Annotated in this window: 24 protein-coding genes; 16 read left to right on the top strand and 8 right to left on the bottom strand. The window is 34.4% G+C overall.

Annotation, left to right across the window (positions count from 1 at the left end; translation table 11 throughout):
• Window positions 1-83 precede the first annotated feature (83 nt).
• Window positions 84-1,091 carry a glycosyltransferase gene (locus tag HNQ90_RS13385; protein WP_144117658.1) on the bottom strand — a complete coding sequence of 336 codons (1,008 nt, stop codon included), beginning with the start codon at window positions 1,089-1,091 and terminating at the stop codon, window positions 84-86.
• A gap of 87 nt (window positions 1,092-1,178) precedes the next feature.
• Here HNQ90_RS13385 and HNQ90_RS13380 point away from each other — a divergent pair, with 87 nt between their 5' ends.
• Entirely contained in the window at window positions 1,179-3,068 is a 1,890-nt protein-coding gene (locus HNQ90_RS13380) for a M61 family metallopeptidase (protein ID WP_144117656.1), read from the top strand.
• Window positions 3,069-3,500: 432 nt separating this feature from the next.
• Here the strand turns inward: HNQ90_RS13380 and HNQ90_RS13375 are convergent, their stop codons facing one another.
• Together HNQ90_RS13375 and HNQ90_RS13370 are read right to left on the bottom strand one after the other, a co-directional pair.
• Window positions 3,501-4,697: a GAF domain-containing sensor histidine kinase gene (locus tag HNQ90_RS13375; RefSeq protein ID WP_144117654.1), complete on the bottom strand. Its 1,197-nt coding sequence runs from the start codon at window positions 4,695-4,697 to the stop codon at window positions 3,501-3,503.
• A gap of 66 nt (window positions 4,698-4,763) precedes the next feature.
• Complete coding sequence (locus tag HNQ90_RS13370; protein ID WP_144117652.1) at window positions 4,764-5,549, bottom strand: TIGR02757 family protein; 786 nt, start codon at window positions 5,547-5,549, stop codon at window positions 4,764-4,766.
• 74 nt (window positions 5,550-5,623) lie between these two features.
• Here HNQ90_RS13370 and HNQ90_RS13365 point away from each other — a divergent pair, with 74 nt between their 5' ends.
• The gene (locus HNQ90_RS13365) at window positions 5,624-6,790 is read left to right on the top strand and encodes an MFS transporter (RefSeq protein ID WP_144117650.1); all 1,167 of its coding nucleotides are present in this window, start codon (window positions 5,624-5,626) and stop codon (window positions 6,788-6,790) included.
• Here the strand turns inward: HNQ90_RS13365 and HNQ90_RS13360 are convergent.
• A complete protein-coding gene (locus tag HNQ90_RS13360) occupies window positions 6,787-7,449 on the bottom strand; it encodes an ABC transporter ATP-binding protein (protein WP_144117648.1) in 663 nt (220 codons plus the stop codon). The genes HNQ90_RS13365 and HNQ90_RS13360 overlap by 4 nt on opposite strands.
• 176 nt (window positions 7,450-7,625) lie before the next feature.
• On the opposite strand from HNQ90_RS13360, the gene folE reads away from it, so the two are divergent.
• Together folE and HNQ90_RS13350 are read left to right on the top strand one after the other, a co-directional pair.
• Window positions 7,626-8,213 (top strand): GTP cyclohydrolase I FolE, encoded by a 588-nt coding sequence (gene folE, locus HNQ90_RS13355; RefSeq protein ID WP_092850059.1) that lies wholly within the window; start codon window positions 7,626-7,628, stop codon window positions 8,211-8,213.
• 54 nt (window positions 8,214-8,267) lie between these two features.
• A complete protein-coding gene (locus HNQ90_RS13350) occupies window positions 8,268-8,540 on the top strand; it encodes a hypothetical protein (RefSeq protein ID WP_144117646.1) in 273 nt (90 codons plus the stop codon).
• Between the two features lie 38 nt (window positions 8,541-8,578).
• Here the strand turns inward: HNQ90_RS13350 and HNQ90_RS13345 are convergent, their stop codons facing one another.
• The gene (locus HNQ90_RS13345; RefSeq protein ID WP_221279851.1) at window positions 8,579-9,127 is read right to left on the bottom strand and encodes a DUF3124 domain-containing protein; all 549 of its coding nucleotides are present in this window, start codon (window positions 9,125-9,127) and stop codon (window positions 8,579-8,581) included.
• Between the two features lie 275 nt (window positions 9,128-9,402).
• Here HNQ90_RS13345 and HNQ90_RS13340 point away from each other — a divergent pair, with 275 nt between their 5' ends.
• The 3 genes from HNQ90_RS13340 (at window position 9,403) to HNQ90_RS13330 (ending at window position 13,893) form a co-directional block, all read left to right on the top strand.
• Window positions 9,403-11,022, top strand: coding sequence for a CTP synthase (locus tag HNQ90_RS13340; RefSeq protein WP_144117642.1), 1,620 nt, complete (start codon window positions 9,403-9,405; stop codon window positions 11,020-11,022).
• A gap of 125 nt (window positions 11,023-11,147) precedes the next feature.
• Window positions 11,148-13,034, top strand: a complete 1,887-nt coding sequence (gene yidC, locus HNQ90_RS13335; protein WP_144117640.1) for a membrane protein insertase YidC — start codon at window positions 11,148-11,150, stop codon at window positions 13,032-13,034.
• Window positions 13,035-13,188: 154 nt separating this feature from the next.
• A complete protein-coding gene (locus HNQ90_RS13330) occupies window positions 13,189-13,893 on the top strand; it encodes a toxin-antitoxin system YwqK family antitoxin (RefSeq protein ID WP_144117638.1) in 705 nt (234 codons plus the stop codon).
• 81 nt (window positions 13,894-13,974) lie between these two features.
• Here the strand turns inward: HNQ90_RS13330 and HNQ90_RS13325 are convergent, their stop codons facing one another.
• Complete coding sequence (locus HNQ90_RS13325; RefSeq protein WP_144117637.1) at window positions 13,975-14,958, bottom strand: fasciclin domain-containing protein; 984 nt, start codon at window positions 14,956-14,958, stop codon at window positions 13,975-13,977.
• A 179-nt stretch (window positions 14,959-15,137) separates the two neighbouring features.
• On the opposite strand from HNQ90_RS13325, the gene mnmA reads away from it, so the two are divergent.
• The 7 genes from mnmA (at window position 15,138) to HNQ90_RS13290 (ending at window position 21,630) form a co-directional block, all read left to right on the top strand.
• A complete protein-coding gene (gene mnmA / locus HNQ90_RS13320; RefSeq protein ID WP_144117635.1) occupies window positions 15,138-16,325 on the top strand; it encodes a tRNA 2-thiouridine(34) synthase MnmA in 1,188 nt (395 codons plus the stop codon).
• A gap of 26 nt (window positions 16,326-16,351) precedes the next feature.
• Window positions 16,352-17,977 carry a S8 family serine peptidase gene (locus HNQ90_RS13315; protein WP_144117633.1) on the top strand — a complete coding sequence of 542 codons (1,626 nt, stop codon included), beginning with the start codon at window positions 16,352-16,354 and terminating at the stop codon, window positions 17,975-17,977.
• Complete coding sequence (locus HNQ90_RS13310) at window positions 17,977-18,918, top strand: NAD(P)H-dependent flavin oxidoreductase (protein ID WP_144117631.1); 942 nt, start codon at window positions 17,977-17,979, stop codon at window positions 18,916-18,918. Before HNQ90_RS13315 ends, HNQ90_RS13310 begins: the two co-directional genes overlap by 1 nt.
• A gap of 43 nt (window positions 18,919-18,961) precedes the next feature.
• Entirely contained in the window at window positions 18,962-20,341 is a 1,380-nt protein-coding gene (locus tag HNQ90_RS13305; protein WP_144117629.1) for an MATE family efflux transporter, read from the top strand.
• A gap of 38 nt (window positions 20,342-20,379) precedes the next feature.
• Complete coding sequence (locus HNQ90_RS13300; RefSeq protein WP_144117627.1) at window positions 20,380-20,733, top strand: four helix bundle protein; 354 nt, start codon at window positions 20,380-20,382, stop codon at window positions 20,731-20,733.
• An 84-nt stretch (window positions 20,734-20,817) separates the two neighbouring features.
• Window positions 20,818-21,045, top strand: a complete 228-nt coding sequence (locus HNQ90_RS13295) for a hypothetical protein (protein ID WP_144117625.1) — start codon at window positions 20,818-20,820, stop codon at window positions 21,043-21,045.
• A 21-nt stretch (window positions 21,046-21,066) separates the two neighbouring features.
• Window positions 21,067-21,630 carry a phosphatase PAP2 family protein gene (locus HNQ90_RS13290; protein WP_144117623.1) on the top strand — a complete coding sequence of 188 codons (564 nt, stop codon included), beginning with the start codon at window positions 21,067-21,069 and terminating at the stop codon, window positions 21,628-21,630.
• 2 nt (window positions 21,631-21,632) lie between these two features.
• Here the strand turns inward: HNQ90_RS13290 and meaB are convergent, their stop codons facing one another.
• On the bottom strand, window positions 21,633-22,709 hold the full coding sequence (meaB, locus tag HNQ90_RS13285; protein ID WP_144117621.1) for a methylmalonyl Co-A mutase-associated GTPase MeaB: 1,077 nt from the start codon (window positions 22,707-22,709) through the stop codon (window positions 21,633-21,635).
• 92 nt (window positions 22,710-22,801) lie between these two features.
• On the bottom strand, window positions 22,802-23,356 hold the full coding sequence (locus HNQ90_RS13280; RefSeq protein WP_144117619.1) for a DUF2911 domain-containing protein: 555 nt from the start codon (window positions 23,354-23,356) through the stop codon (window positions 22,802-22,804).
• 397 nt (window positions 23,357-23,753) lie between these two features.
• Here HNQ90_RS13280 and HNQ90_RS13275 point away from each other — a divergent pair, with 397 nt between their 5' ends.
• Window positions 23,754-24,305 carry an RNA polymerase sigma factor gene (locus HNQ90_RS13275; RefSeq protein ID WP_144117617.1) on the top strand — a complete coding sequence of 184 codons (552 nt, stop codon included), beginning with the start codon at window positions 23,754-23,756 and terminating at the stop codon, window positions 24,303-24,305.
• Window positions 24,289-24,867 carry a hypothetical protein gene (locus tag HNQ90_RS13270; protein ID WP_144117615.1) on the top strand — a complete coding sequence of 193 codons (579 nt, stop codon included), beginning with the start codon at window positions 24,289-24,291 and terminating at the stop codon, window positions 24,865-24,867. The genes HNQ90_RS13275 and HNQ90_RS13270 overlap by 17 nt, the downstream gene beginning before the upstream one ends.
• The last annotated feature ends 12 nt before the right edge of the window (window positions 24,868-24,879 follow it).

The raw sequence follows: 24,879 nt of genomic DNA, 5'->3' as shown, positions 1-24,879 counted from the left end.
TTTAGATTGCCCAAATATAGAAAATGCATTTGAATTTATAAACGTGCTTTAAGGAATTTAGTACTTTTAATCTTGAGAGTTTTTTAACAAAAGAAAACATAATCCTCTACGGACTTTAATTTTAAGGTATTAAGATAGTTTCTTATGTCCTGTTGCGCTTCCTTATTAGCAACAGTGATGATGCTTTGCGGGTTTATTACAGATTCCAAGTCCTTAAAAGGCCTTAAAATTTTGCCATAAATATCCTTACCAATTTTTTTGGGGTTATCGCAAATCCACTCAAAATCTATTTGTTTTTCAATAAGTGTTTTGGCTATAAATTTCCCTTTGTTTCCGGCGCCCCAAACAAATAGTGTTTTTTCAGGTTTGTAATCCAGCTCTAAAAAGTAATCTAACTTTAGTGGTATAAAATGGTTTTCGGCATAATGCTCATCTGTTCTAGATGTTCTATGGCTATAATCTCTCCAATCATGTAAAACGGTGTTGCACGGTATGCAGGTAAGCCCATGTTTGTAAAACCTAAATGCTAAATCGTAGTCCTCAGGATACCTGTTAGGGTTAAAAGCGTTGCAAGCTATAAAATCGTCTCTATGCAGCATCCAACAAGGCGAAGGTATTACACATTCCTTGTAAATTTCAGAGTAATTTGTGCCTTTTGCGGTTAAAGCATTCAGCCAAACTTCATAACTTTTGTATCCTGCTTTTATGCCTTCTTCAGCAAAATAATGAACTAAACCAACAGCCAAATTACCTTTTCCGTGGTGCATTAAACTAGCGGCCATAACTTCTAATTTGTTAGATCGCATAATATCGTCGCTATCCATTCTAGTGATTAAATCGCCTTCACTTTGTGAGAAAGCCAATTGCAAAGCTTCAATAATCCCACTACCAGAATTTTTAAAAAGTTTAATTCTGCTATCTTTTTTAGCAAATTCTTTAACAATAGTAAAGCTCGAATCGGTCGAGTTATCGTCAATAATAATAAGTTCCCAATTGGTATAGGTTTGGTTTATAATAGATTGGATACAGTCGCCTATAAATTCTTGCGTGTTTTTAAACGGAATTAATATACTTACTAGTAAATTTTGCATGTTGCGAATTTAACAAAACCTTAAGAAAGGAGACGGTAACATTATGGTAATTTGCGCGTCAATTAAAAAACTTTTAAAATTAATTTAATGTATACAAAAACACTATTCGCTTTATTTGCTGGTGCTGTATTAGTTGGCTGTGGTTCAACTAAAAATGTAAGTAACGATTTAGCAACAAGTTTACCTATTGAGACTTCAATAAATTTATCTAACATTACAGATGATAAAGCACCTGTAACCATTAATCCTGGGCGTTTTACTACCCAAACGGTAACGTATAGACTGCCAAGGGTTATTCAAGGTACCTATTCGGTAAGTGATTTTGGGAAGTATGTAGACAATTTTAAGGCCATCGATTATAACGGAAACGAAATGCCGGTAAAGAAAGTGGATACCAATACTTGGACCATTGAAAATGCTAAGCAACTAGATAAAATTACCTATTTAGTAAACGATACTTTCGATATTGAAATTGATGGCGGTATAGGAAAAGAAACACCGTTTTCGCCTGCAGGAACCAATATAGAGCCAAACAACTATGTTTTAAACCTACACGGATTTATTGGGTATTTTGATTCTTTAAAAAACAACCAATATAAGTTAGATGTTATTGCTGCTGCAGATTTAAAGCGTACTTCGGCTTTACAAAATGTAGATTCTCAAACTAGTGAAGATGGTAAAACCATGACAACTAGTTATTATGCACCTAGATATTTTGATATTACCGATAACCCAATGATGTATGGAAACTTAGATGTTGAAGAGTTTCAAGTTGGCGATATTAAAATTGTATTAAGTGTATATTCGCCTAATAAAGTACATTCGGCAAAATCGCTTAAAGATGTAGTTTATAAAATGATGCAGGCCCAAAAAGCCTACTTAGGCGATATTAATGCTACACCACGCTACGATATTTACTTGTATTTATCGGAAGGAGAAGACGATTCTCCTAAAGGTTTCGGCGCTTTAGAGCACCACACATCAACAGTTGTTGTGTTACCAGAATCTATGAACGAGTCTGCCATTGCATCAAGCATGACAGATGTTGTGTCGCATGAGTTTTTTCATATTGTAACACCGTTAAGTGTACACTCAGAAGATGTGCATTATTTCGATTACAACAATCCAACCTTCTCTAAGCATTTATGGATGTACGAAGGGGTTACAGAGTATTTTGCAACCTTATTTCAAGTTAACCAGGGGTTAGTAGACGAGTCTGAGTTTTATAATACCATTATGGAAAAAATAGAGGCCTCTAAGCGTTTAAACGATGCTATGAGCTTTACTATAATGAGCGAAAATATTTTAAAGGCACCGTATAAAGACGAGTATTTAAACGTGTACCAAAAAGGGGCGTTAATAGGCATGTGTATCGATATTATAATGCGCGAAGAAAGCAACGGAAACCGTGGTATTTTGTCACTAATGAAAGAATTATCCAATAAATACGGTAAAAACAAACCTTTTGAGGACGATAAACTAATTAGCGAAATCACTGCTATGACTTACCCAGCCGTGGGAGAATTTTTAAACACACATGTGGTAGGAGATATTCCTATTAACTACAACACGTTTTTCGAAAAGGCAGGTTTAGAAGTTGGTGAATCGCAAATAAAAGCCAATTACATTTTAATAAATGGCGCGCCAATAGTAAGCGGCGATCCAACAAAAGGTATCTTTTTTGTAGATAGCGTTTTAGAAAACAGTTTTTGGAAAGCGCAAGGTGCGCAACCAAACGATATCATTAAATCTATAGATGGTACCGCTGTTACCTTACAAAATGCAAACCAAGTTTTAGGTCAGGTTTTTGCTTGGACCCCAGGACTAGATGTCGAGGTTGTTCTAGAAAGAGGTGGTAAAGAGGTTGTAATTAAAACAACAACAACGCAAGGGTATACCACAGGACAAGCATTAATAGAAAAGCCAAATGCTACCAAAGCACAAATAGCTTTACGTAACGCTTGGTTAAAGGGTTAAAAAAAAGAGTAAAGTAGAGTTTAAACGGCTGATGAACGTGATGTTTATCAGCCGTTTTTTTATGGCGCTACCACACCCTTCGACTCCGCTCAGGGCAGGCGGTCGGGCTTTCCAATACAAGTCCTCGCTCCCCAAAAAGGTCGCTGTGGGCTTTCCTTTTCAATCCCTAGCGCGGGTTTATTTGCCGGTGTAGGTTATAAACCCACAGGTATTTTGTGTATCCAGAATGCCATGTTTTTTCAATACTGTTAGAAGCAAGCGAGCTTAAAAAAAAACTGTATTTTATGCGTTTCTCTGCGTTAGGGATTATAGCGGCATCCTTTTTTTGCAGCCATAAACGGCAAAAAAAGACCTGCCTACGGCGGGCAGGTATAGCGAAAAGCCCGACCGCATGCGCTGAGCGGAGTCGAAGGGTGGGGTAACGCCCAAATGCTATTTAGCAACAGTAAACCTAAAGGTTGTTCCAATACCTTCTGTCGATTCTACGGTAATAGTACCTCCCAATTTGTTTATTAACGATTTTACTGTAAATAAGCCAATGCCTGTACCTTTATTGCCTTTACTATCTTCGTGGTGGGCGGTATGGAATAACTCAAACAAAAGAGGTAATTTTTCTGGTTTTATACCATTACCATTGTCTTTTACATAAAAGATGTAATGCGTTTTATTTTCATCAAAATCAATACTAACTTCAGGTAATGTTTTAAAATTATATTTATAAGCATTATCTACTAAGTTTAGTAAAATCTGATTTAAAACATAGGTGTTTACATTGTTTAAGGACGCTTTTTTAAGAAGTTTAAAATTAGAATCGTTTAAGTTTAAAACCGTTTTAATCGAATTAAATACATCTTCTAATTTAGTTTCTATTTTATCCTTATCAAGTAATTTTTCACTTTTATAATGTTTTAAAATACCATCAATATAAGCTCTTAAGGTATCGGCAGACTCTTCAATGTAATTTAAATATTCTAAATCAATTTCTGGGTGCGATGCCTTTAATTCATCCTTAAATAAACTGGTAAGCGAGGTTATATTTGCTAATGGCGATTTTAAATCGTGCGATACTTTGTTAGCAAAGGTGTTTAGCATATCATGACGCTCTTCTAGGGTGTGTAGCGTATCATTAAGCGTTTTATTTTTTAAGCGTAATTCAAAAAGCTTAACGACTTGTTTTGCTAAAATAATTAAGGAGGTCTTTTGCTCTTCTGTAAAAGTTCTTGGTGTATTATCGTAAACACATAAGGTTCCTAGGGCGTAACCATCTGGATTAAGCAAGGGAACACCAGCGTAAAAGGATACGTTATTTTCGGTAATAATAGGGTTGTCATGAAAACGAACATCTTTTGAAGCGTCCTCAACAATTAATATAGGATCGTCGCTTAAAATAGCATGTCCGCAAAACGAAATATCTCTGGGCGATTCGTTAAAATCTAAACCATAATGCGATTTTAAAAAATTTCTATCCTCGTCTAATAGTGTAATTAAAGAAATAGGAACTTTACAAAGTGTAGCTACCAAAGTGGTAATATTATCGTAGTCTTCTTCTGGTAAAGTGTCCAGAAGGTTGTATTGCTTAACGGCATTTAAACGCTTAACTTCGTTTGCCGGTAGTTCGGGCTTTATCATTTTGCTATAAAATCGGTTGCGAGGGTTAAAGGGATTGTAAAAATAGGTAAAAGCCAACTATAAAACCTAAAATCCTTCAAAAACTCCTAAACCAAATAAAGCAAAATCGTATTTAACAGGGTCGTTTGCATCTAATTTTCTTAATGCCGTATCAAGCTCAGTTAAAGCAACACCATCGTTTTGTTTGCGTTTTAGTAAACCTAATTTTCTAGCTACATTGCCCGAGTGTACATCCAATGGGCAAGATAGTTGGTTGGGCGACAGGCTATCCCAAATTCCAAAATCAACGCCTGTTTTATCGTTTCGCACCATCCAACGTAAAAACATGTTAATGCGTTTTGCTGCCGATTTTTTTAACGGATCGCTAACGTGTTTTTCTGTACGTTGTAAATGTTCAATCTCAAAAAACACAGATTTAAACTTCGATATAGCAAGCTGTACGGAGTCTTTTTCGGCATGTTTAGCAAAAACAGATTCTAATCCACCATGGTTTAAATATATATGTTGTAACGATTTTATAAACTGTATGCAGTCTTGTCCGTTAAACGTGCGGTGTACAAAAGGAGCAAGTCTGTCTAAATCGGTTTCTTCGTGGTTTATAACAAAATCGTAAGGCGAGTGATCCAGCAAATCCATTAACCTATCTGCGTTTTTAATTATGCTTTTCCGGTTTCCCCAGGCAATGGTAGAGGTTAAAAATCCTGAAATTTCAATATCTTCTTTTTTACTGAATTTATGCGGTATTTGTATCGGGTCGCTTTCAATAAATTTAGGATTATTATACTCTAAGACTTTAGCGTTTAAAAACTCTTTAAGTTCTGCTTTGGTAAGTTTTATTTGTTTTTCCTTCATAATTCAGCAAAAATAAATGTAATTAGTTGAATAAATAAGAGACTTAACAGCTTATTAAAAAGAATTCGCGCTAAATGACTAGTAAAAAGGCAGTTTTACCCATAATTGTGTTATCCCAATTTTTTTGTACTTCCTTGTGGTTTGTAGGTAATGCTATTATTAGCGATTTGGTAATTAGCTTTAATTTAAATCCGTTAGCCTTAGGTTATTTAACTTCGGCACTACAATTTGGTTTTATTATAGGTACTTTTATATTTGCTATTTTAACTATTGCCGATCGTTATTCGGCATCTAAAGTGTTTTTTGTTAGTGCCGTAGTGGCTGCATTTTTTAATGTTTTAATAGCCTTTGGTTCGCACACGCTTTTAAGTTTAATAGTACTTCGTTTTTTAACCGGCTTTTTTCTGGCAGGCATTTATCCGGTGGGCATGAAAATAGCATCCGATTATTTCGAGAAAGGTTTAGGTAAATCGCTAGGTTTTTTAGTTGGTGCTTTAGTGTTAGGAACAGCTTTTCCGCATGTATTAAAAGGGTTTACAGGTTTGTTTTTCTGGGAACATATGCTTTATGTTACATCTGGTTTAGCCGTTTTAGGTGGTGTTTTAGTGGTTTTATTAGTTCCCGATGGTCCTTATAAAAAGACCTTGCCGAAATTTGATGTATCCATATGTTACAAGGTTTTTAAACTTAAAACATTTAGAAGTGCAGCCTTTGGTTATTTTGGGCATATGTGGGAGTTATATGCTTTTTGGGCTTTTGTACCTGTGTTTTTAAAGGCGTATTCTAGTTATCATAGTTTAGTAGATTTTAATATTCCGTTGTACAGTTTTTATAGCATTGCCATTGGAAGTTTAGGTTGTGTAATTTCTGGTTATTTGTCTCAGCGTTTTTCTAGTAAAAAAGTTGCCGCCACGGCACTTGCTTTGTCTGGCTTATGCTGTTTGGTTTCGCCGCTTTTTTTTATGATAAATTCAGAAATTACTTTTCTGCTTTTTTTAATGTTTTGGGGTATGGTTGTTATTGCAGATTCGCCATTGTTTTCAACTTTAGTGGCTCAAAATGTAGATGCGGCATCTAAAGGTACAGCATTAACCATTGTTAATTCTATTGGTTTTGCTATTACCATTATTAGTATTCAGCTTTTAAATTATTTACAAACCGAGGTAGAGGCAAAGTATCTGTTTTTAGTATTGGCTATTGGTCCCGTTTTAGGATTGTATGCGCTTTACAATAAAAGTTAGTCTATTATATTACCATCAACCATTACCAATTTTCTATCGGCCATATTTGCCAAATCTTCATTGTGTGTAACAATTACAAAGGTTTGACCAAACTCATCACGTAGTTTAAAAAAGAGGTTGTGTAAATTTTCGGCCGATTCGCTATCTAAATTTCCCGAAGGTTCATCGGCAAAAATGAGTTCAGGATTATTTATTAACGCGCGTGCTACTGCTACTCGTTGTTGCTCGCCGCCCGAAAGTTCGTTAGGTTTATGGTTGTATCTATGTGATAATCCTAAAAAATCTAGGAGTTCTTTAGCGCGTTTTTCGGCATCAGCCTTTTTTGTACCTTTTATAAACGCAGGTAAACACACATTTTCAATGGCTGTAAATTCAGGAAGTAATTGATGAAATTGAAATATAAACCCAATATGCTCATTTCTAAACTTAGCTAAAGCTTTGTCCTTAAGCGTTGTTATATTGGTGTTGTTTATAAGTAACTCGGAGTCTGCTTTAACCGAAGCTTTATCCAAAGTACCTAAAATATGTAATAGTGTTGTTTTTCCGGCACCCGAAGCTCCAACTATAGAAACTATTTCACCTTTTTTAATTTGCAGGTTAACGCCGTTTAAAACTTGTAAATCGCCGTAGTATTTATGAATGTTTTTTGCTTGTATCATCTAAAAAAAATAACAGATGTGAAATTACTATTTAATAACGTTATAGCAAATGTTTATTGACGAATATGTTTTATTAATAGAAGATTTAATTGTGAATTCTATTTTATGCTTATATTTAAATATTATTTTGTTTTACAATAAACTTGCACAGACAAGTTGACTATATAGAATTAATTATGCCATATAAGAGTTTTGAGGAATACAGTGATGATGTTACTGATAATGTTAAAAATAAATACCAAGAAATTATTACAGATCTAGGTGAAGATACTAGTCGCGATGGCTTGTTAAAAACACCAGAGCGTGCTGCAAAAGCAATGCAGTTTTTAACCCAAGGTTACGATCAAGATCCGGTTGAGATTCTTAAAGGCGCTATGTTTAAGGAGTCTTATAACGAAATGGTAATTGTAAAAGATATTGAATTGTATTCGCTTTGCGAACATCATATTTTACCATTTTTTGGTAAGGTGCATATCGCTTATATTCCTAATGGGCAAATTGTTGGTTTAAGTAAATTACCTAGAATTGTTGATGTGTTTGCAAGACGTTTACAAGTGCAAGAGCGCTTAACTCAACAAATTTTAGATTGTATAAATGATACGCTAAATCCACAAGGTGTCGCTGTTGTTATTGAGGCTTCTCATATGTGTATGATGATGCGCGGTGTACAAAAGCAAAATTCTACCACAACGACTTCTGGTTTTAGAGGTCAGTTTGAAAAAATTGAAACTAGAAATGAATTTTTAAAGCTTATTGGAAAGTAATTCGTTTTTTAAATTTGGTATGTTTCTTGCTATATTCTTTATAAAGAAACAATTATGAATTTAGAAAATTTAAGTAAATATAAAAAGCTCGGGCTTAGTCTTGTGTTTGATGCCATTGGTATGTTAACCATTTTCGATATTATTTGGGCACCAGCATCGGGGTATTTAATGAGTAAAATGTATAAAGGCACTAAAGGTAAAGTAGCTGGTGTAATTTCATTTATAGAAGAAATTATTCCAGGGTTTGATGTTATTCCAACCTTTACCATTATGTGGTGTTTAACCTATGTATTTCAAAAGGAAGAAGAAACCATTCTTGAGGTTTAAAAATACTAGATTTAAGCTGTTGTAATTAAAAATACTAATTATTTTTTTTCTGTTTTTAGCGTTAAGTTTTTATCACTTATAGAATAGCCATCGGTTGAAAACGAGAAGCTCTTATTGTTAAATTGGCCAATCATAATAGCCTGAATTAATGGTCTTGTGTTTCGGTTTTTAGCACTTACTTCTACTATAAAATTAGCACCAGAACCACCACTAGTATCTTCTTTTTCAATAACATAGTTAACGGTTGCCATTGGGTTTAATATAATGGTGTTGTTTATATAATTTTTAACCAAGGTTCCTCCGGTATTATAATAATCTATTTTAGATATATATAAGGTGTCATTGATGCTTGTGTTTCTTACGCTTAGAGTTGCTGTAAGTAAATGTTCTGGGTTATTGTTATCAATATATATGTCTGAATATATAGGGATATAAATAAGATCCTTAAAATTTACAAGATCTTTATCTAAAGTTTGTTCAACTTCAAGAGACTTTAATTCGTCTTCTCCCGATTTATTAAGATTTGGATTTTGGTTCTGGCAAGAATTTAAAATCAATGTCAGCATGCAGAAAAATAAGATTCTCATATTGTATATCATTTTAAAGAATTTTTATAAAAATAGTAGTATTGAACTTATTTTTAATGGTTAAATAAATAATTGTTTTTCGGCTAAAATTAAAACTCAATGTAATGCGCTGTATTAAAGGGATGTAACAGCTATTTATGATGTTAGTTGAAATTAATTATAATATAAAGTATACCCACAATAATTCGAATATTCAATCTTTCAAAAATTGTTAACAAGTACCACTTAAATAACTATTTTAATTTTGTAAATTTGCCTGCGTTTATAAGCGCAACATGACAACTACAGCAAAATACATATTTGTAACCGGTGGGGTTACATCATCACTAGGAAAAGGTATCATAGCAGCATCTCTTGCTAAATTACTTCAAGCTCAAGGCTATAGGGTTACCATCCAAAAATTAGATCCATATATCAATGTCGATCCAGGAACTTTAAACCCATACGAACATGGCGAATGTTATGTTACTGAAGATGGGGCAGAGACCGATTTAGATTTAGGACATTACGAACGTTTTTTAAACAGACCAACAAGTCAGGCTAATAACGTAACTACAGGTAGAATTTACCAAAGCGTTATTGAAAAAGAACGTCGTGGTGAGTTTTTAGGTAAAACAGTCCAAGTCGTTCCTCATATTACAAATGAGATTAAAGAGCGTATTCAAAAACTTGGTAAATCTGGAGATTACGATATCGTTATTACCGAAATAGGAGGTACTGTTGGTGATATTGAATCATTACCTTACATAGAGGCTGTTCGTCAATTACGTTGGGATTTAGGAGAAAACAATGGTATTGTTATTCATTTAACATTGGTTCCATATTTATCTGCTGCAGGTGAGTTAAAAACAAAACCTACACAACATAGTGTAAAAACTTTAATGGAAAGCGGTGTGCAAGCCGATATTTTGGTGTGTAGAACAGAACACGATTTACCTAGAGATTTACGTCGCAAATTAGCATTATTTTGTAATGTTAAAGAAGAGGCTGTAATTCAATCTATAGATGCATCAACTATTTACGATGTACCTAATTTAATGCTTGAAGAAGGGTTAGATAAAGTGGTGCTTAAAAAATTAAAGCTTAAAAGTTCTAAACCAGATATCGACCAATGGAATGAATTTGTACATCGTCATAAAAATCCTAAAACTGAAGTTACTATTGGTTTAATTGGTAAATATGTAGAGTTGCAAGACTCCTATAAATCTATTTTAGAAGCCTTTATTCATGCTGGAGCTGTTAATGAGGTTAAAGTGAATGTAGAGTCGGTACATTCAGAATACATAAATAAAGATAACGCAAAATTAAAATTAGGACATCTTGACGGTGTTTTGGTTGCGCCAGGTTTTGGCGAACGTGGTATTGATGGTAAAATTGATGCAGTACAGTTTGTTAGAGAAAATAATATCCCGTTTTTAGGAATTTGCTTAGGTATGCAAATGGCTGTTATAGAATTTTCAAGAAATGTATTGGGTATTAAAGATGCAGCATCAACCGAAATGGATACTACTACTGCTAATCCAGTAATAGGATTAATGGAAGATCAAAAAAATATTACCGATAAAGGTGGTACCATGCGTTTAGGTGCTTGGGCCTGCGATTTAAAAATGGGTAGTAAAGTACGCGATATTTATAAAGCCGAAAACATTACAGAACGTCATAGACATCGTTATGAATTTAACGGCGCCTACAAAGAAAAAATTGAAGCTGCAGGTATGTTGGCAACAGGATTAAATCCTGATACAGGTTTAGTAGAAATTGTTGAAGTTCCTGAACATCCTTGGTTTATTGGGGTACAATATCACCCAGAATATAAGAGTACCGTTGCTAATCCGCATCCTTTATTTGTGGCTTTCGTTAAAGCAGCACTAAATCATAAAAAAAAGAGTAAATAATGCCACTATGGCACAATTGTAAGATTGGATAGCTATTTGATATCTTATTTTGAATTCTTGAAGATGTGAATCTTTTTTGAAGGATGGTTAAGCAATCAATAGACTAAAATCACTATAACTAACACATGGAAGAAAAGAAATTAGATATTAATTCGATTATTGGCTTTGTGCTTATTTTCGGAATATTGGCCTACATGCTTTGGCAAAATAAACCAACGCCAGAAGAACTAGAAGCTCAAGAAAAAGCAAAACAAGAGCAGGTTGAGGCAGAGCAAAAAGCAAAAGCTCAAGATGATACTTTAGTGACTACTGCAGCAGATTATGCCGTTGGTTCTGGTGTAGATTCGCTTCAAATGATTCAGTTAAAAAACAAGTTAGGTGCATTTGCGTATTCTGCAGCACAATCTAATGATAAAGAAACTGTTGTTGAAAGTGATTTATTTGCACTTAAATTTAGCAACAAAGGTGGTTTTCTTTCAGAAGTACGTTTAAAGCAATTTGTAGATTACGATTCTATTCCAATTTATATGATTAAGGATAACAATGCATCCTTTAATATAAACTTTGGAACAACAGATAGCCGAATTTTAAATACTCAAGATTTACCATTTGTACCAAAAGTTACTAAAAATGGCGATGTAACTGTGGTTTCTATGAAACTTAAAGTTTCCGAAAGTCAGTTTTTAGAATACCGTTACGAGATTAAAGAGGGCGATTATATGATAGATTTTGCTATCCGTTCTCAAGGCTTAAGTTCTGTTATTAATAGTTCGCAAGCCATTAATTTAGACTGGAAATTAAAAGGTTTCAGACATGCAAAAAGTATTTCTTATGAAAATAGATATACCGATGTGCACTATGATTATGAAGATGGTAAAGCAGATTATACCAGAGATGGTGAGGATGATGTTGAAGATGTATCTTGGATTGGTTACAAACAGCATTTCTTTTCTTCGGTATTACTAACCGATAATAAATTTAAGAATGTAAAAGTTAAAACTGAAAATTTAGTACAAGACGAAGAAATAGATACCGTTTTTACTAAAAGTTTTGCAACTTCTATTCCTTTAGAATTACAAGGTGGTGAGTTTAACCAAACTATGGATTGGTATTACGGACCAAGTGATTTTAAAGTATTGAATGCATACGATAGAAATCTAGACGAATTAGTGCCATTTGGATGGGGACTTTTTGGTTGGATTAACCGTTACATCTTTATGCCGTTATTTGGGTTCTTAGGTGGGTATATGTCTTACGGAATTGCTATTGTTGTTATGACGGTGTTGGTAAAATTCTTATTATCATTCGTGCAATACAAGCAGTTTTTATCTCAGGCAAAAATGAAAATTTTAAAGCCGGAATTAGATGCTATTCGCGAAAAGCATAAGGATAACAAAATGAAAGCGCAACAAGAAACTATGGCGTTGCAAACTAAGGCGGGAGCAAGTCCTATGGCAGGGTGTTTACCAGCTTTAATACAACTTCCTGTGTTTTATGCCTTATTCCAGTTTTTCCCATCGGCTTTCGATTTAAGACAGAAATCTTTCCTTTGGGTTAACGATTTATCGTCTTACGATGTTATTGCAAACTTGCCATTTACTATTCCGTTTTATGGAAACCACGTAAGTTTATTTCCAATATTAGCGTCTATTGCTATTTTCTTCTATATGCGATTAACTACAGGACAAAATATGCAAGCGCAACCACAACAAGAAGGCATGCCAGATATGGCAAAAATGATGAAGTATATGATGTACTTCTCTCCAATAATGATGTTGTTTTTCTTTAATAACTATGCGTCTGGTTTAAGTTTATACTACTTTATTTCTAATGTTATTAGTATTGGAATTATTTTAGTGATTAAAAACTTTATTCTTGATGAGGATAAGATTCATGCTCAAATTCAAGAAAAGAAAAAGCAGCCTAAAAAGGAAAATCGTTTTCAGAAAAAAATGGCTGAAATGATGGAACAAGCCGAAAAACAAAAACAAGCGCAACAAAAGCGTAAATAATCTTTACTGCAAGGTTTTTAAGCCCTTGTGGATACTATTAAATTAAAAAAGCTGTCAGAAATCATTTTGGCAGCTTTTTTGTTATAAGAAAGTTAGAATATATGCGTTAGTTGAGTATAATTTCCGCGAAAGCGATAAAATCAAAATTTTAAAAATGAAAATCGGTTATAATTTATTTTTCTTCTTAATGTTAAGTGGGGTTATGTTTGGTCAAACTATAAATCAGTTTGACGAAAACGGAAAACGTCATGGTGTTTGGCAAAAGAAATTTGAAGGTACAGATGTTTTAAGGTACGAAGGGCAATTTGCTCATGGCAAGGAAATAGGCTTGTTTAAGTTTTATAAGTATTATAAAAAGAAAGGCATTTTGTCTGCTACTAAGTTGTTTAATGACACTAACCAGAAGGCAGAGGTTACCTTTTTGGCGTCTAACGGAAGGGTAATTAGTAAGGGTGAAATGGATGGTAAAACCTATATTGGCACTTGGAAGTATTACCAAAAAAACTCAGATCAACTACTTATAATTGAGAACTATAATGACAATGGCGCTTTAATTGACGAACGTTTGGTGTATTATCCTAACGGGCAAATAGCCGAAAAGCAAAATTATGTTAACGGTAAATTAGATGGTGAATCTTTGTGGTTATCCGAAAAAAATGTAGTGCTTAAAAGCTATGTTTATGAAAACGGAGAACTACATGGCGATGCTAAGTTTTATAACCCAAAAGGCGAATTACTTTCGGAAGGGCGTTATAAACGCGATAAAAAAGATGGGGTTTGGAAGTACTACGAAAATGGTAAACTTACCAATGAAAAGGACTTTACATATAAACCTAAATACATAAAAAAAACGCCCTAATTTCTTAAGGCGCCTCTTTTTCATAGACAACTTTTAATTATAAAAACTAATTGTAATCTACAATCAACAAACCAAACTGTTTTATTCCGTGGCAGGAAGTAATACTTTGTCAATGACGTGTACCACACCATTTATACCTTGAATATCTACTAAGGTTGTAATAATGTTACTCATTCTTCCATTACCATCTGTAAGTGTAAAGGTAGATGTATCTGCCATAATTGGGCCACCAAGTGTACTTACATCTCCAGTTGCTAAGCCACTAGATTGTACATTAGCATTTACTATATGGTGTAACAATACAGCATCAACAGTAGAGGTTGCAATATCTGTAAGTGCATCTACTTCTAATTCTACTAATAAATCTCCAAAAGCATCATTAGTAGGAGCAAAAACAGTAAAAGGTCCTGCATCTGCATTAGATACTGTTTCAATGTAAGGGACGGTTGGATCCCCTGAATCAGCGTATACTAATGCATCTACTAAAGTAGATAATGCAGGATTTGTAGTTGCAAATGTAGCTATGGTAGGTAACGCTATAACTTGGTCAATAACATGTACAATACCATTAGTAGTCATTACATCTGGTAACGTTACCTCGGCACCACCATTAAACATGACACCTGCTGTTCCATCATAGTATAAACTTAATTTTGTTCCGCTTGGTCCATCCGCTAAAGTGTTGGTATATCCTGTATTTCCAGAAAGGTCTGCAGAAGCAATGTTGGTACCTGCAATTACGTGGTTTAATAACACTTGGGTTAATACATTGTTTGGAACTTCAGATAGTGAGCTAAAACCATTATCTGCTAAAAACGCTGTAAAAGCTGCATTTGTTGGTGCTAAAACTGTTTTGTCTCCTGCGGCTGTTAATGCATCTACTAAACCGGCTTGCACAACAGCATCAACTAGAATACTTAAATCGTCTACAGTTTGTGCCGTTTCAACTATATTAAGTTGCATTGGTGGTTCTGTTGTATTGTCATCATCATTGTTACAAGAGCTAAATGCTACTAAAAGCACTGTGGCTAAAGTTATTTTTTTTAAAGAATTTAAGATTTTCATAACGTTTGTGTTTAAGTTTTGTTTAACAAATATATAAAAATATTAAACACAAATACATTTTTGTTTAATATTTTTTATTAAAACATAGACAAAGTGGTTTTTTAAAGATGGTTATCATTTATGCTAAAAGCATTGCAATCTTGCAATAATACGTATCTTTGTAAACTAATTTTTTAAGAATGAAACGGGTTATAATAGGACTTTCTGGAGGTGTAGATTCTAGTGTTGCGGCATACTTGCTGCAACAACAAGGCTATGAGGTTATTGGTTTGTTTATGAAAAACTGGCATGATGATTCGGTTACCATTTCTAATGAGTGTCCGTGGTTAGATGATAGTAATGATGCTATGTTGGTTGCCGAAAAATTAGGTATACCATTTCAAACGGTCGATTTAAGTGAACAATATAAGGAGCGTATTGTAGATTATATGTTTCATGAATACGAAAAAGGTAGAACACCAAACCCAGATGTACTATGTAATAGAGAGATAAAGTTTGATGTTTTTATGAAAATAGCCTTAGATCTGGGAGCAGATTACGTGGCTACAGGTCATTATTGCAGAAAAGGAACCATTCAGAAGGACGGAAAAGAAGTATATCAACTTTTAGCGGGTGTTGATGGAAACAAAGATCAATCGTACTTTTTATGTCAATTATCGCAAGAACAATTATCTAAAGCATTATTTCCAATTGGCGAGTTAACAAAACCTGAGGTTAGAAAAATAGCAACCGAATTAGATTTAGTTACAGCTGAAAAGAAAGATTCTCAAGGGCTTTGTTTTATAGGTAAAGTAAAGTTGCCAGATTTTTTGCAACAACAACTTAAACCTAAAGAAGGTGTTATTGTAGAAGTACCTAAAGAACAAGCCGTTTATAGTGTGGTAAAAACGCAATTCGATTCCGAAATTGAAAAACTAGAATACCTATCACGTAAAATTGATTATAATATTAATCAAGGTAAAGTGGTTGGTAAACATCAAGGTGCGCATTATTTTACAAAAGGACAGCGTAAAGGATTAGGTGTAGGTGGCACAGTAGAACCGTTATTTGTTATTGATACCGATGTTGAAGAGAATATTATATACACCGGGCAAGGTAAAGCCCATCCTGGTTTGTACAAAAAAGCATTATTTGTTAGTAATGAAGAATTGCATTGGATTCGTGAAGACTTAGCTTTAAAGTTAGACGAAACCATGCAAGTAAAGGCAAGAATTAGATACCGACAAGCTTTAGAGGATGCAACGCTTCATAAAGTAGATGGCGGCTTGTATGTAGAGTTTAAAGAATTTCAGTCTGCAATAACCGAAGGACAATTTGTAGCTTGGTATATTGAAGATGAATTAATAGGTTCGGGAGTAATTTCATAACTTAGCAAAGCTAATGCCTTCGAGTTATGAAAAAAGTACCTATTCTATTTATCGTATTTGTTCTATTTATTAATAATGTATCTGCCCAAATAGAAGATGCTTGGGTGTACTTTACCGATAAAGAGAATGTATCTGCTTCATTGGCTAATCCAATTTCTGTACTTACCCAAAAGGCTATTGATAGAAAAAATGCGCATAACGTAACCATCGACGAAAGAGATGTACCCGTTAACGAGGCTTATATTACACAAATAAAAAATACGGCGGGTATAGCGGTATTGGCTAAATCTAAATGGTTTAATGCTGTACATGTTCGAGGCATTCAAACCAATATTGAGGCTTTAACTGGTTTAAGTTTTGTAAGTAGTATTGATTTCGCAGATAAAAATTTAAACGCAAAAAATGCTGTAGTTACCAAAAAACAGAATAAGCAATTTAAGCTTGAAAGTGCAATAACTACTTTTGATTACGGCAATTCTGCCAATCAAATCGAGATGTTTAATGGTGATGTTTTACACCTTGCAGATTACACCGGAAATGGAATGACGGTTGCTATTTTAGATGCTGGTTTCCCTAATGTAAATACAATGATGGCGTTTCAAAGATTACGAGATGCGGGTAATCTTTTAGGAAGTTACGATTTTGTAAATAGAGATGTTAATGTATTTACAGGTACATCCAGTAATCATGGTACTTTGGTATTGAGTGATTTGGCTGGTTATGTTGAAAATGATTTTGTAGGTACAGCTCCAGATGCATCGTATTATTTATTTATTACAGAAGATAATTCAAATGAAAACCCTGTTGAAGAAAGTTATTGGGTTGAAGCTGCCGAACGTGCGGATAGCTTAGGCGTCGATGTTATTAACACCTCTTTAGGTTATAAAGATTATTCGCCAAATTATACAAGATATAGTCATTCTGATGCCGATTTGGATGGCTACACCACCTACATAACACGAGGTGCAAATATAGCTTTTGAAAAAGGTTTGCTTATGGTAACTTCGGCAGGAAACTCGGGAAATGATGGAGTAGGAGCGCCTGCGGATTCTCCAAATGTATTTTCTATAGGCGCCGTTAATCCTACTGGGGAATACGCTTATTTTAGTTCTGTTGGTAGCGCCTTTCAGCCTACTCAAAAGCCAGATGTGGTAGCTCAAGGATATCCAAGTGTTGTTATTACAGAAAATGATATAATAAGTAATGCTAATGGCACTTCTTTTAGTTCACCCATTCTTGCAGGCGGAATAACATGTTTGTGGCAAGCTTTACCCGATAAAACCAATGGCGAAATCATGCAATTAGTTAGGGAGTCGGCATCACAATATAATACACCAGATTATTTTTTAGGCTATGGAATTCCTAATCTTGAATTGGCTTTAAATAGTGCATTAACGGTTAAAGAATATGGAGTTAATAATGCTTTTAAAATTTATCCGAATCCCGTTTATAATAAGTTGTTTATTGAACTACCATCAGAAGATACTACAGTTTCAGTTAAGTTATATGATGTTTTAGGAAAAGAAGTGAATAGCTTTCAAATAACGTCTTATCAAAATGAAATAAATACAACAGCATTAGCTAATGGTATATATTTTATTCGAGTTGAAAGCAGTGTTGTTTCAAAAACCTTCAAAATTATAAAGCAATAATGGCAAACAGAATTACAACTTTATTCGGAATTAAACACCCCATTATACAGGCAGGAATGGTTTGGAATAGTGGTTGGCGATTAGCATCGGCTTCAAGTAATTCGGGTATTTTAGGACTTATTGGAGCAGGATCTATGTATCCAGACGTTTTGAGAGAGCACATAAAAAAATGCAAAAAAGCAACCCATAAACCTTTTGGTGTTAATGTACCAATGTTGTATCCTAACATTCAAGAAATAATGGATATTATAGTTGAAGAAGGTGTTAAAATTGTTTTTACTTCGGCAGGAAATCCAAAAACGTGGACAGCTTGGTTAAAAGAACGCGGTATAACTGTTGTGCATGTTGTAAGCAGTGTCAAATTTGCTTTAAAAGCGCAAGAAGCAGGTGTTGATGCTATTGTGGCCGAAGGTTTTGAAGCTGGTGGACATAATGGTAGAGACGAAACTACGACCTTAGCCTTAATTCCTATGGTAAAGGAACAGATACAAATTCCTATAATAGCCGCTGGCGGAATTGCCACAGGTAGTGCCATGTTAGCAACCATGATTTTGGGTGCCGATGGTGTTCAAATTGGGAGCCGATTTGTTGCTAGTAATGAAAGTTCGGCACATCAAGATTTTAAAAAGGTTGTTGTAGATGCTAAAGAGGGTGATACACAATTAACTTTAAAAGAGTTAGCTCCGGTGCGCTTAATTAAAAACAAGTTTTACAATCAAGTACAAGACTTATATAAAACAGCGCCTACGGTAGAGCAACTTAAAGCATTGTTAGGTAGAGCAAGAGCAAAACGTGGAATGTTTGAAGGCGACCTAGAGGAAGGTGAGTTAGAAATTGGTCAAATTGCAGGGTTAATACATGATATAAAACCGGTGGCTACTATTGTTCAAGATATTATAATGGAGTTTGAAATGGCTAAAAAAAACGTCTCAAATCTTTAAAAGAAATTTACTTTAAGTATCAAGTAAAGTTTACTTTTGCAACATGCAAATTAGTAACTACACAAAAGAATTTAAATACAATTGGCAACTAGCTGCTCCTGTAATGTTGGGCATGTTAGGTCATACCTTTGTTAGTTTTGTAGATAATATCATGGTAGGGCAATTAGGTACGGCAGAACTTGCTGCGGTATCTTTAGGAAATAGCTTTATGTTTATTGCCATGTCCTTAGGTATTGGGTTTTCAACAGCCATAACCCCTTTAATTGCCGAAGCAGATTCTTCTAAAGATTTTATAAAAGGAAAATCGGCATTTAAACACGGTTTGTTTTTATGTACCGTTTTAGGGATATTACTTTTTTTACTGGTTTATTTTTCAAAACCGCTGATGTATTTAATGAAACAACCTGTTGAGGTAGTCCAATTAGCTATTCCTTATCTTAATTATGTAGCTGTATCATTAATACCCTTAATTGTGTTTCAGGGCTTTAAACAGTTTAGTGATGGTTTATCCATGACTAAATACCCAATGTATGCCACATTAATCGGGAATATTATAAATATAGTTTTAAACTATGTGTTAATATTTGGAAAGTTTGGTTTCCCAGAATTAGGCATTGTAGGAGCGGCTTACGGAACCTTAGTGTCTAGGTTAGTTATGGTTTGGTACCTGTGGTATTTATTAAAAGGTAAAGAAAAATCGAAAGCATTTGTTACCAATATTAAGTTTTTTGTGCTCGATAAGTTAATGCTTAAAAAGATTTTAAATTTAGGCGCACCTAGTGCTATGCAAATGTTTTTTGAAGTAGCTATTTTTACCGCAGCTATTTGGCTAAGCGGATTACTAGGTAAAAATCCGCAAGCGGCTAATCAAATCGCTTTAAACCTAAGTTCTATGACCTTTATGGTTGCCATGGGATTAAGTGTAGCCTCCATGATTCGTGTGGGTAATCAAAAAGGACTAAAAGCGTATTTAGAATTACGGCGTATTGCATTTTCTTTATTTTTAATGGGCACCTTACTGGCCTTTTGTTTTGCCTTGCTTTTCTTTGCTTTTCATGATTACCTTCCAAGAATATATGTCGATTTTAATGATGTAGAAAATTATGCAGATAATATGGAGGTAGTAAGTATTGCATCAAACCTATTAATAGCTGCTGCTATTTTTCAAATTAGCGATAGTATTCAGGTAGTTGTTTTAGGCGCTTTACGCGGATTGCAGGACGTAAAAATACCAACCGTAATAACATTTATATCGTATTGGTTAGTTGGGTTTCCTATAAGTTGGTTTTTAGGTGATAAAGATGCTTACGGAAGTTTTGGTATTTGGTTAGGGTTGCTGGCTGGTTTAACTACGGCTTCAATTTTATTGTATATAAGGTTTAACTATTTGACAAAAAAGTTAATTGGAAAAAGTCTTAAGTGAGCTAAAGTGTCTAGAGTATTTAAAGTTAAAAAACAATTATGACTAATAAAGAGTTTGCTCAAGTTTTAGAGAAAAGAACAATTGTATTTGCCATTGAAATTCTTAAACTTTCAGGGAGTCTTCCCAATACACCAGAATCATTAGTATTACGAAATCAAATATCAAAATCCGGGACAAGCATAGGCGCTAACTATAGAGAAGCGAATAGATCTAGAAGTCCAAAAGATTTTAAAAATAAAATAAAAATCAGTTTAGCTGAAGCAAGTGAAACAGATTACTGGCTTGAGATTATTGAGGAAATGCAAATGTTGAAAACGGTAAATATTTCTAAATTGAGAATTGAAGCCAAAGAACTTTTAGCTATTTTTACATCCATTGCTAACAAGCTTTAGTTTATTAAATTTGAGTATTATTTCATTCGAGTAAGAAAAATTTTAAGTATTTATAACTTTAGACACTTTAAACTATAAAAAAAAATGAGTCTTCCAAAATTTATATTAGGTGATAACACCGAATTCCCAAATGCAATCTATGTGATTCATACCGAATTCCCTAGGTTTATTATTAATCTTGAAAATGATGAAGTAGAGTGGTTTGAAGATTTTGATGCAGAAGACCAAGAGGAATTAGAAGTTGAAACTGAAAACGCTATAAAAGAAGCTACAGATTTTTATGATAGCGAAGTGGCTAAGTACGATGAATAAGAATGAAATACCTGTATTTAAATGATTGAACAGCTTTTACAATATGATACCGCATTATTTGTATATTTAAATGGGTTGGGTTCTGCAACCTGGGATGGTTTATGGTTAGCTATAACGCATAAGTATACCTTTGCGCCTTTATATGCGATTTTACTGTTTTTACTTTATAGGCAGTTTGGACTAAAATCGTTATTGGTTTTTATAGTAGTTATCGCTTTAATGGTAACCTTTACAGATCAAATAACTAATGTTTTTAAGCGTACGTTTATGCGACCACGACCTTGTGGCGCAGAAGATATAGCTGATAAAATTCGTTTTATAGCAGTGCGCTGTGGTAAATATGGTTTTTTCTCTGGGCATTCATCAAATACTATGGCAGCTGCTGTATTTACAGGTTTAATGCTTAGACCATACTATAAAAATTTAATCTTTATAATGTTATTATGGAGTGCTATTGTAGCTTACAGTAGGATTTATGTTGGTGTGCATTACCCTTTAGATATTTTTTGCGGAATGACTTTTGGAGCCATATCCGGATTTATGTTTTACAAATTGGGAACTTATGCCGTAAAGCGATTTGTATAAGATTAATCTTTAATACCTAATAGATAATCGGCAGCAGCAAAAGGCGTGGTTTTGTTGTTTTCTAAAAGCTGTATTTGTTCCTTTAATGCTTTTTTGATTTTAGGTGTGCTGAAGAAGTTCGATTTTAATTGATTTTCTACGGTTTGAATGAGCCAAAACGTATTCTGTTCTAACCTGTTATGTTGGAAGTATTTGCTTTTAGTGGTTGTTCTTACATAATCTAGAATAATATTCCAAATGTCTTCAATACCTTGGTTTTCTAGTGCGCTACACAAAGTAACTTTAGGTTGCCATTGCGATGCTTTTTCTGGGTAAAGGTGAAGTGCTCTTTTAAATTCTACCTGCGCTAATTTGGCTTGTTTTATGTTGTCGCCATCTGCTTTGTTAATGGCAATAGTATCGGCCATTTCAATAATGCCTCGTTTTATACCTTGCAATTCATCGCCTGCGCCTGATAGTTTTAGAAGTAGAAAGAAATCGACCATGCTATGTACGGTGGTTTCACTTTGTCCAACACCAACAGTTTCTATTATTATAACATCGAAACCTGCGGCTTCACACAAAATAATAGTTTCTCTAGTTTTTCGGGCTACACCACCAAGCGAGTCGCCCGAAGCCGACGGACGAATAAAAGCGTTATCGTCTTTAACCAGAGCTTCCATTCGGGTTTTGTCGCCTAAAATACTGCCTTTGGTAATACTGCTACTTGGGTCTATAGCTAACACTGCAACGCGTTTTCCTTGTGCGGTTAGGTGTTTTCCAAAAGCTTCAATAAACGTGCTCTTTCCAACACCGGGTACGCCAGTAATGCCAATTCTAACGGATTTATTGGCATGAGGCAAACAGGCTTTTAATATGGTGTTGGCCTGGGCTTTATGCGTTGAATTTTTACTTTCTACGAGTGTAATGGCTCTACTTAAGGCTGTAATGTCTTGGTTTAATATAGATGTTACTAAGCTGTTACTGTCTAATTTGGTTTTGCGTTTTTGTTTAAATGATGCAATAGATGCTTTGTTAGTGGTTTCGGAAATGGAAACACCTTCTTTTTCTTGTAAAGCAGATTTGTTTTTTTTAGCCATAGCCCTCCCAGTTTATCTGGATATACACGAACGTTTGTCTAAATTAACCATTTTATTTTTATTGACTGCCACATGTAACTGCGACTGAAAACTTATTTAAGTGGCACTGCAATTTTTACATCGTCCCATGCCATGGTTAGGTACAGGTTATCGGTAGAATTATCGAAAGCAATAGTAAATTGCTCGACATGGTTTGGTAATTTTTGTACAGGTACTTCAATGTTTAAAGCATCGTAATTGGGGTCCCACATAGGTTGCATTTCGGCATTTACACCCCAAGAGTATTGTTTAGAATTGAAAATAACATTCCAGGTGGAATCCTTTGGAACAGTCCAAAGGGTATATTTTCCTGCTGCTAATGGCATGCCGTTTACTTGTAGCGTTTTGTTGGTTTCGAAGGTTGTAGCTTCGTTTGCTCCTGTACGCCAAACTTGGTTAAATGGTACTAAAGCGCCAAATATTTCGCGACCTTTACGGTATGGACGGTTATAAAATACTTCGAGTTTTAAGTCGTTTAATTTAAATTCTACAGTATCTTTTGGGCTTAATCGTTTTGCAAAAATGTTTTCGACAAAAGTTGAATATAAAAATAAACCTAAAGCTATTATTGATAATAGGATTAAGGTGCGCTTTAAAAAGGTGTTCATTTAGAGATATTTATTAAGGTATAAAGATAATTTAATTGGAATAACTGATAAAGTAGAAACGTTAAATTATTTAGATTTGTTGTGAGGGAGAAATAACACAAGACAAATGGTTGGTAACAGATGTTTAAAGTAGCATGCAAACCGAGCTTGTACCTATGTTTTGTAACTGCCACCTGCAAACTTACCCGCGCTAGGGATTGTAGCGGATAGCCCACAGCCCGACGTAGGAGGAGCGAGGACTTGTAGCGGAAAGCCCGACCCTTGTGGTAGTGCCAAAATTGTTTTTTTGAAAAAAATTAAAGTTTTTTGCAACACTCTTAGTTTTTAATCGTCTTTTAAACGAACTAACCTATCTGCAGGATGCATAATGTGGATAACAACCAAAAGTAAAGCAAGCATGTTTCAAGTTGACATTATTGAGCAATGTAAACAGAATAACCGGAAGGCGCAATTGCAGTTATACAACCAGTACTGCGATGGTATGTATATTGTTGCAAAACGGTTTTTAAAGGATGCTGCCGATGCTGAAGATGTGGTACAAGAGGCGTTTATTAAGGCGTTTACCAAGCTGCATCAATACCAAGCTGAGGTTACTTTTGGTGCGTGGTTAAAACGTATTGTGGTGAATAAGAGTATTGATTTTTTAAAGGCTAAAAAGCACACGCTTGTTGAGTTAAACGAGGTGCACCTAAAGGTTATTGATACGCCTAAAGACGACAAATGGTTGGTAGAAGATACGGTAACATTAAGCGATGTTAAATTGGCTATTAACGCTTTGCCAGAAACGTATAAATATGTTGTTATGCTATATTTGATTGAAGGTTACGACCATCAAGAAATTTCGGAGATTCTAGATATTTCTGAAGTGGCATCGAGAACACAACTATCTAGAGGAAAAGTAAAATTACAAAAACTGTTAACACTTAAAAAAGATGGCACAAGACATTAGAGAGTTGTTTAAAAACGACCAGATAAAACATGAGGAGATGCCTAAAAACCATCAAAATCGTTTTCTTGAAAAATTGGATGTTGCAATGCCCGAAAAGCAAGCTGCTACCTTTGGTTGGCTTAAAATTGCTGCCAGTATTGTGGTGCTTTTAGGGGTGAGTTTTGGAGCTTATAAGTTAATTGAATCGCCCATAAAAGGTAGCACACCAGCGGTAGTTAGTACTAAAACTATTGAAACAAAATCGTTGGGTGATATCTCGCCAGGTTTAAAAATAGTGGAGGATTATTATTTAGCCAGCATAAATTTAGAGTTGGCAAAAATGACCTATACTCCAGAAACTAAGGAGTTGTTTGATGGGTATTTAAACCAGTTAAATGAACTTGATAAAGCTTACCAAAAACTATCTTTAGAGCTCACCGAGTCTGGACCAAGTGAGTTAACAGTTAATGCCTTAATTGATAATTTAAAACTGCGTTTAAATTTATTGTATCGATTAAGAGCACAATTAAAAACATTTAATACTTCTGATGGTTTAGTCGAAGAAGTATCTCAATCAATCTAAAAAAATCAAAAA

The sequence above is a fragment of the Algibacter amylolyticus genome, from assembly GCF_014202225.1.
GTDB lineage: Bacteria > Bacteroidota > Bacteroidia > Flavobacteriales > Flavobacteriaceae > Algibacter_B > Algibacter_B amylolyticus.
The sequence above is the reverse complement of the archived record's forward strand: the minus strand, read 5'-3'. Positions and strand labels throughout refer to the sequence as shown.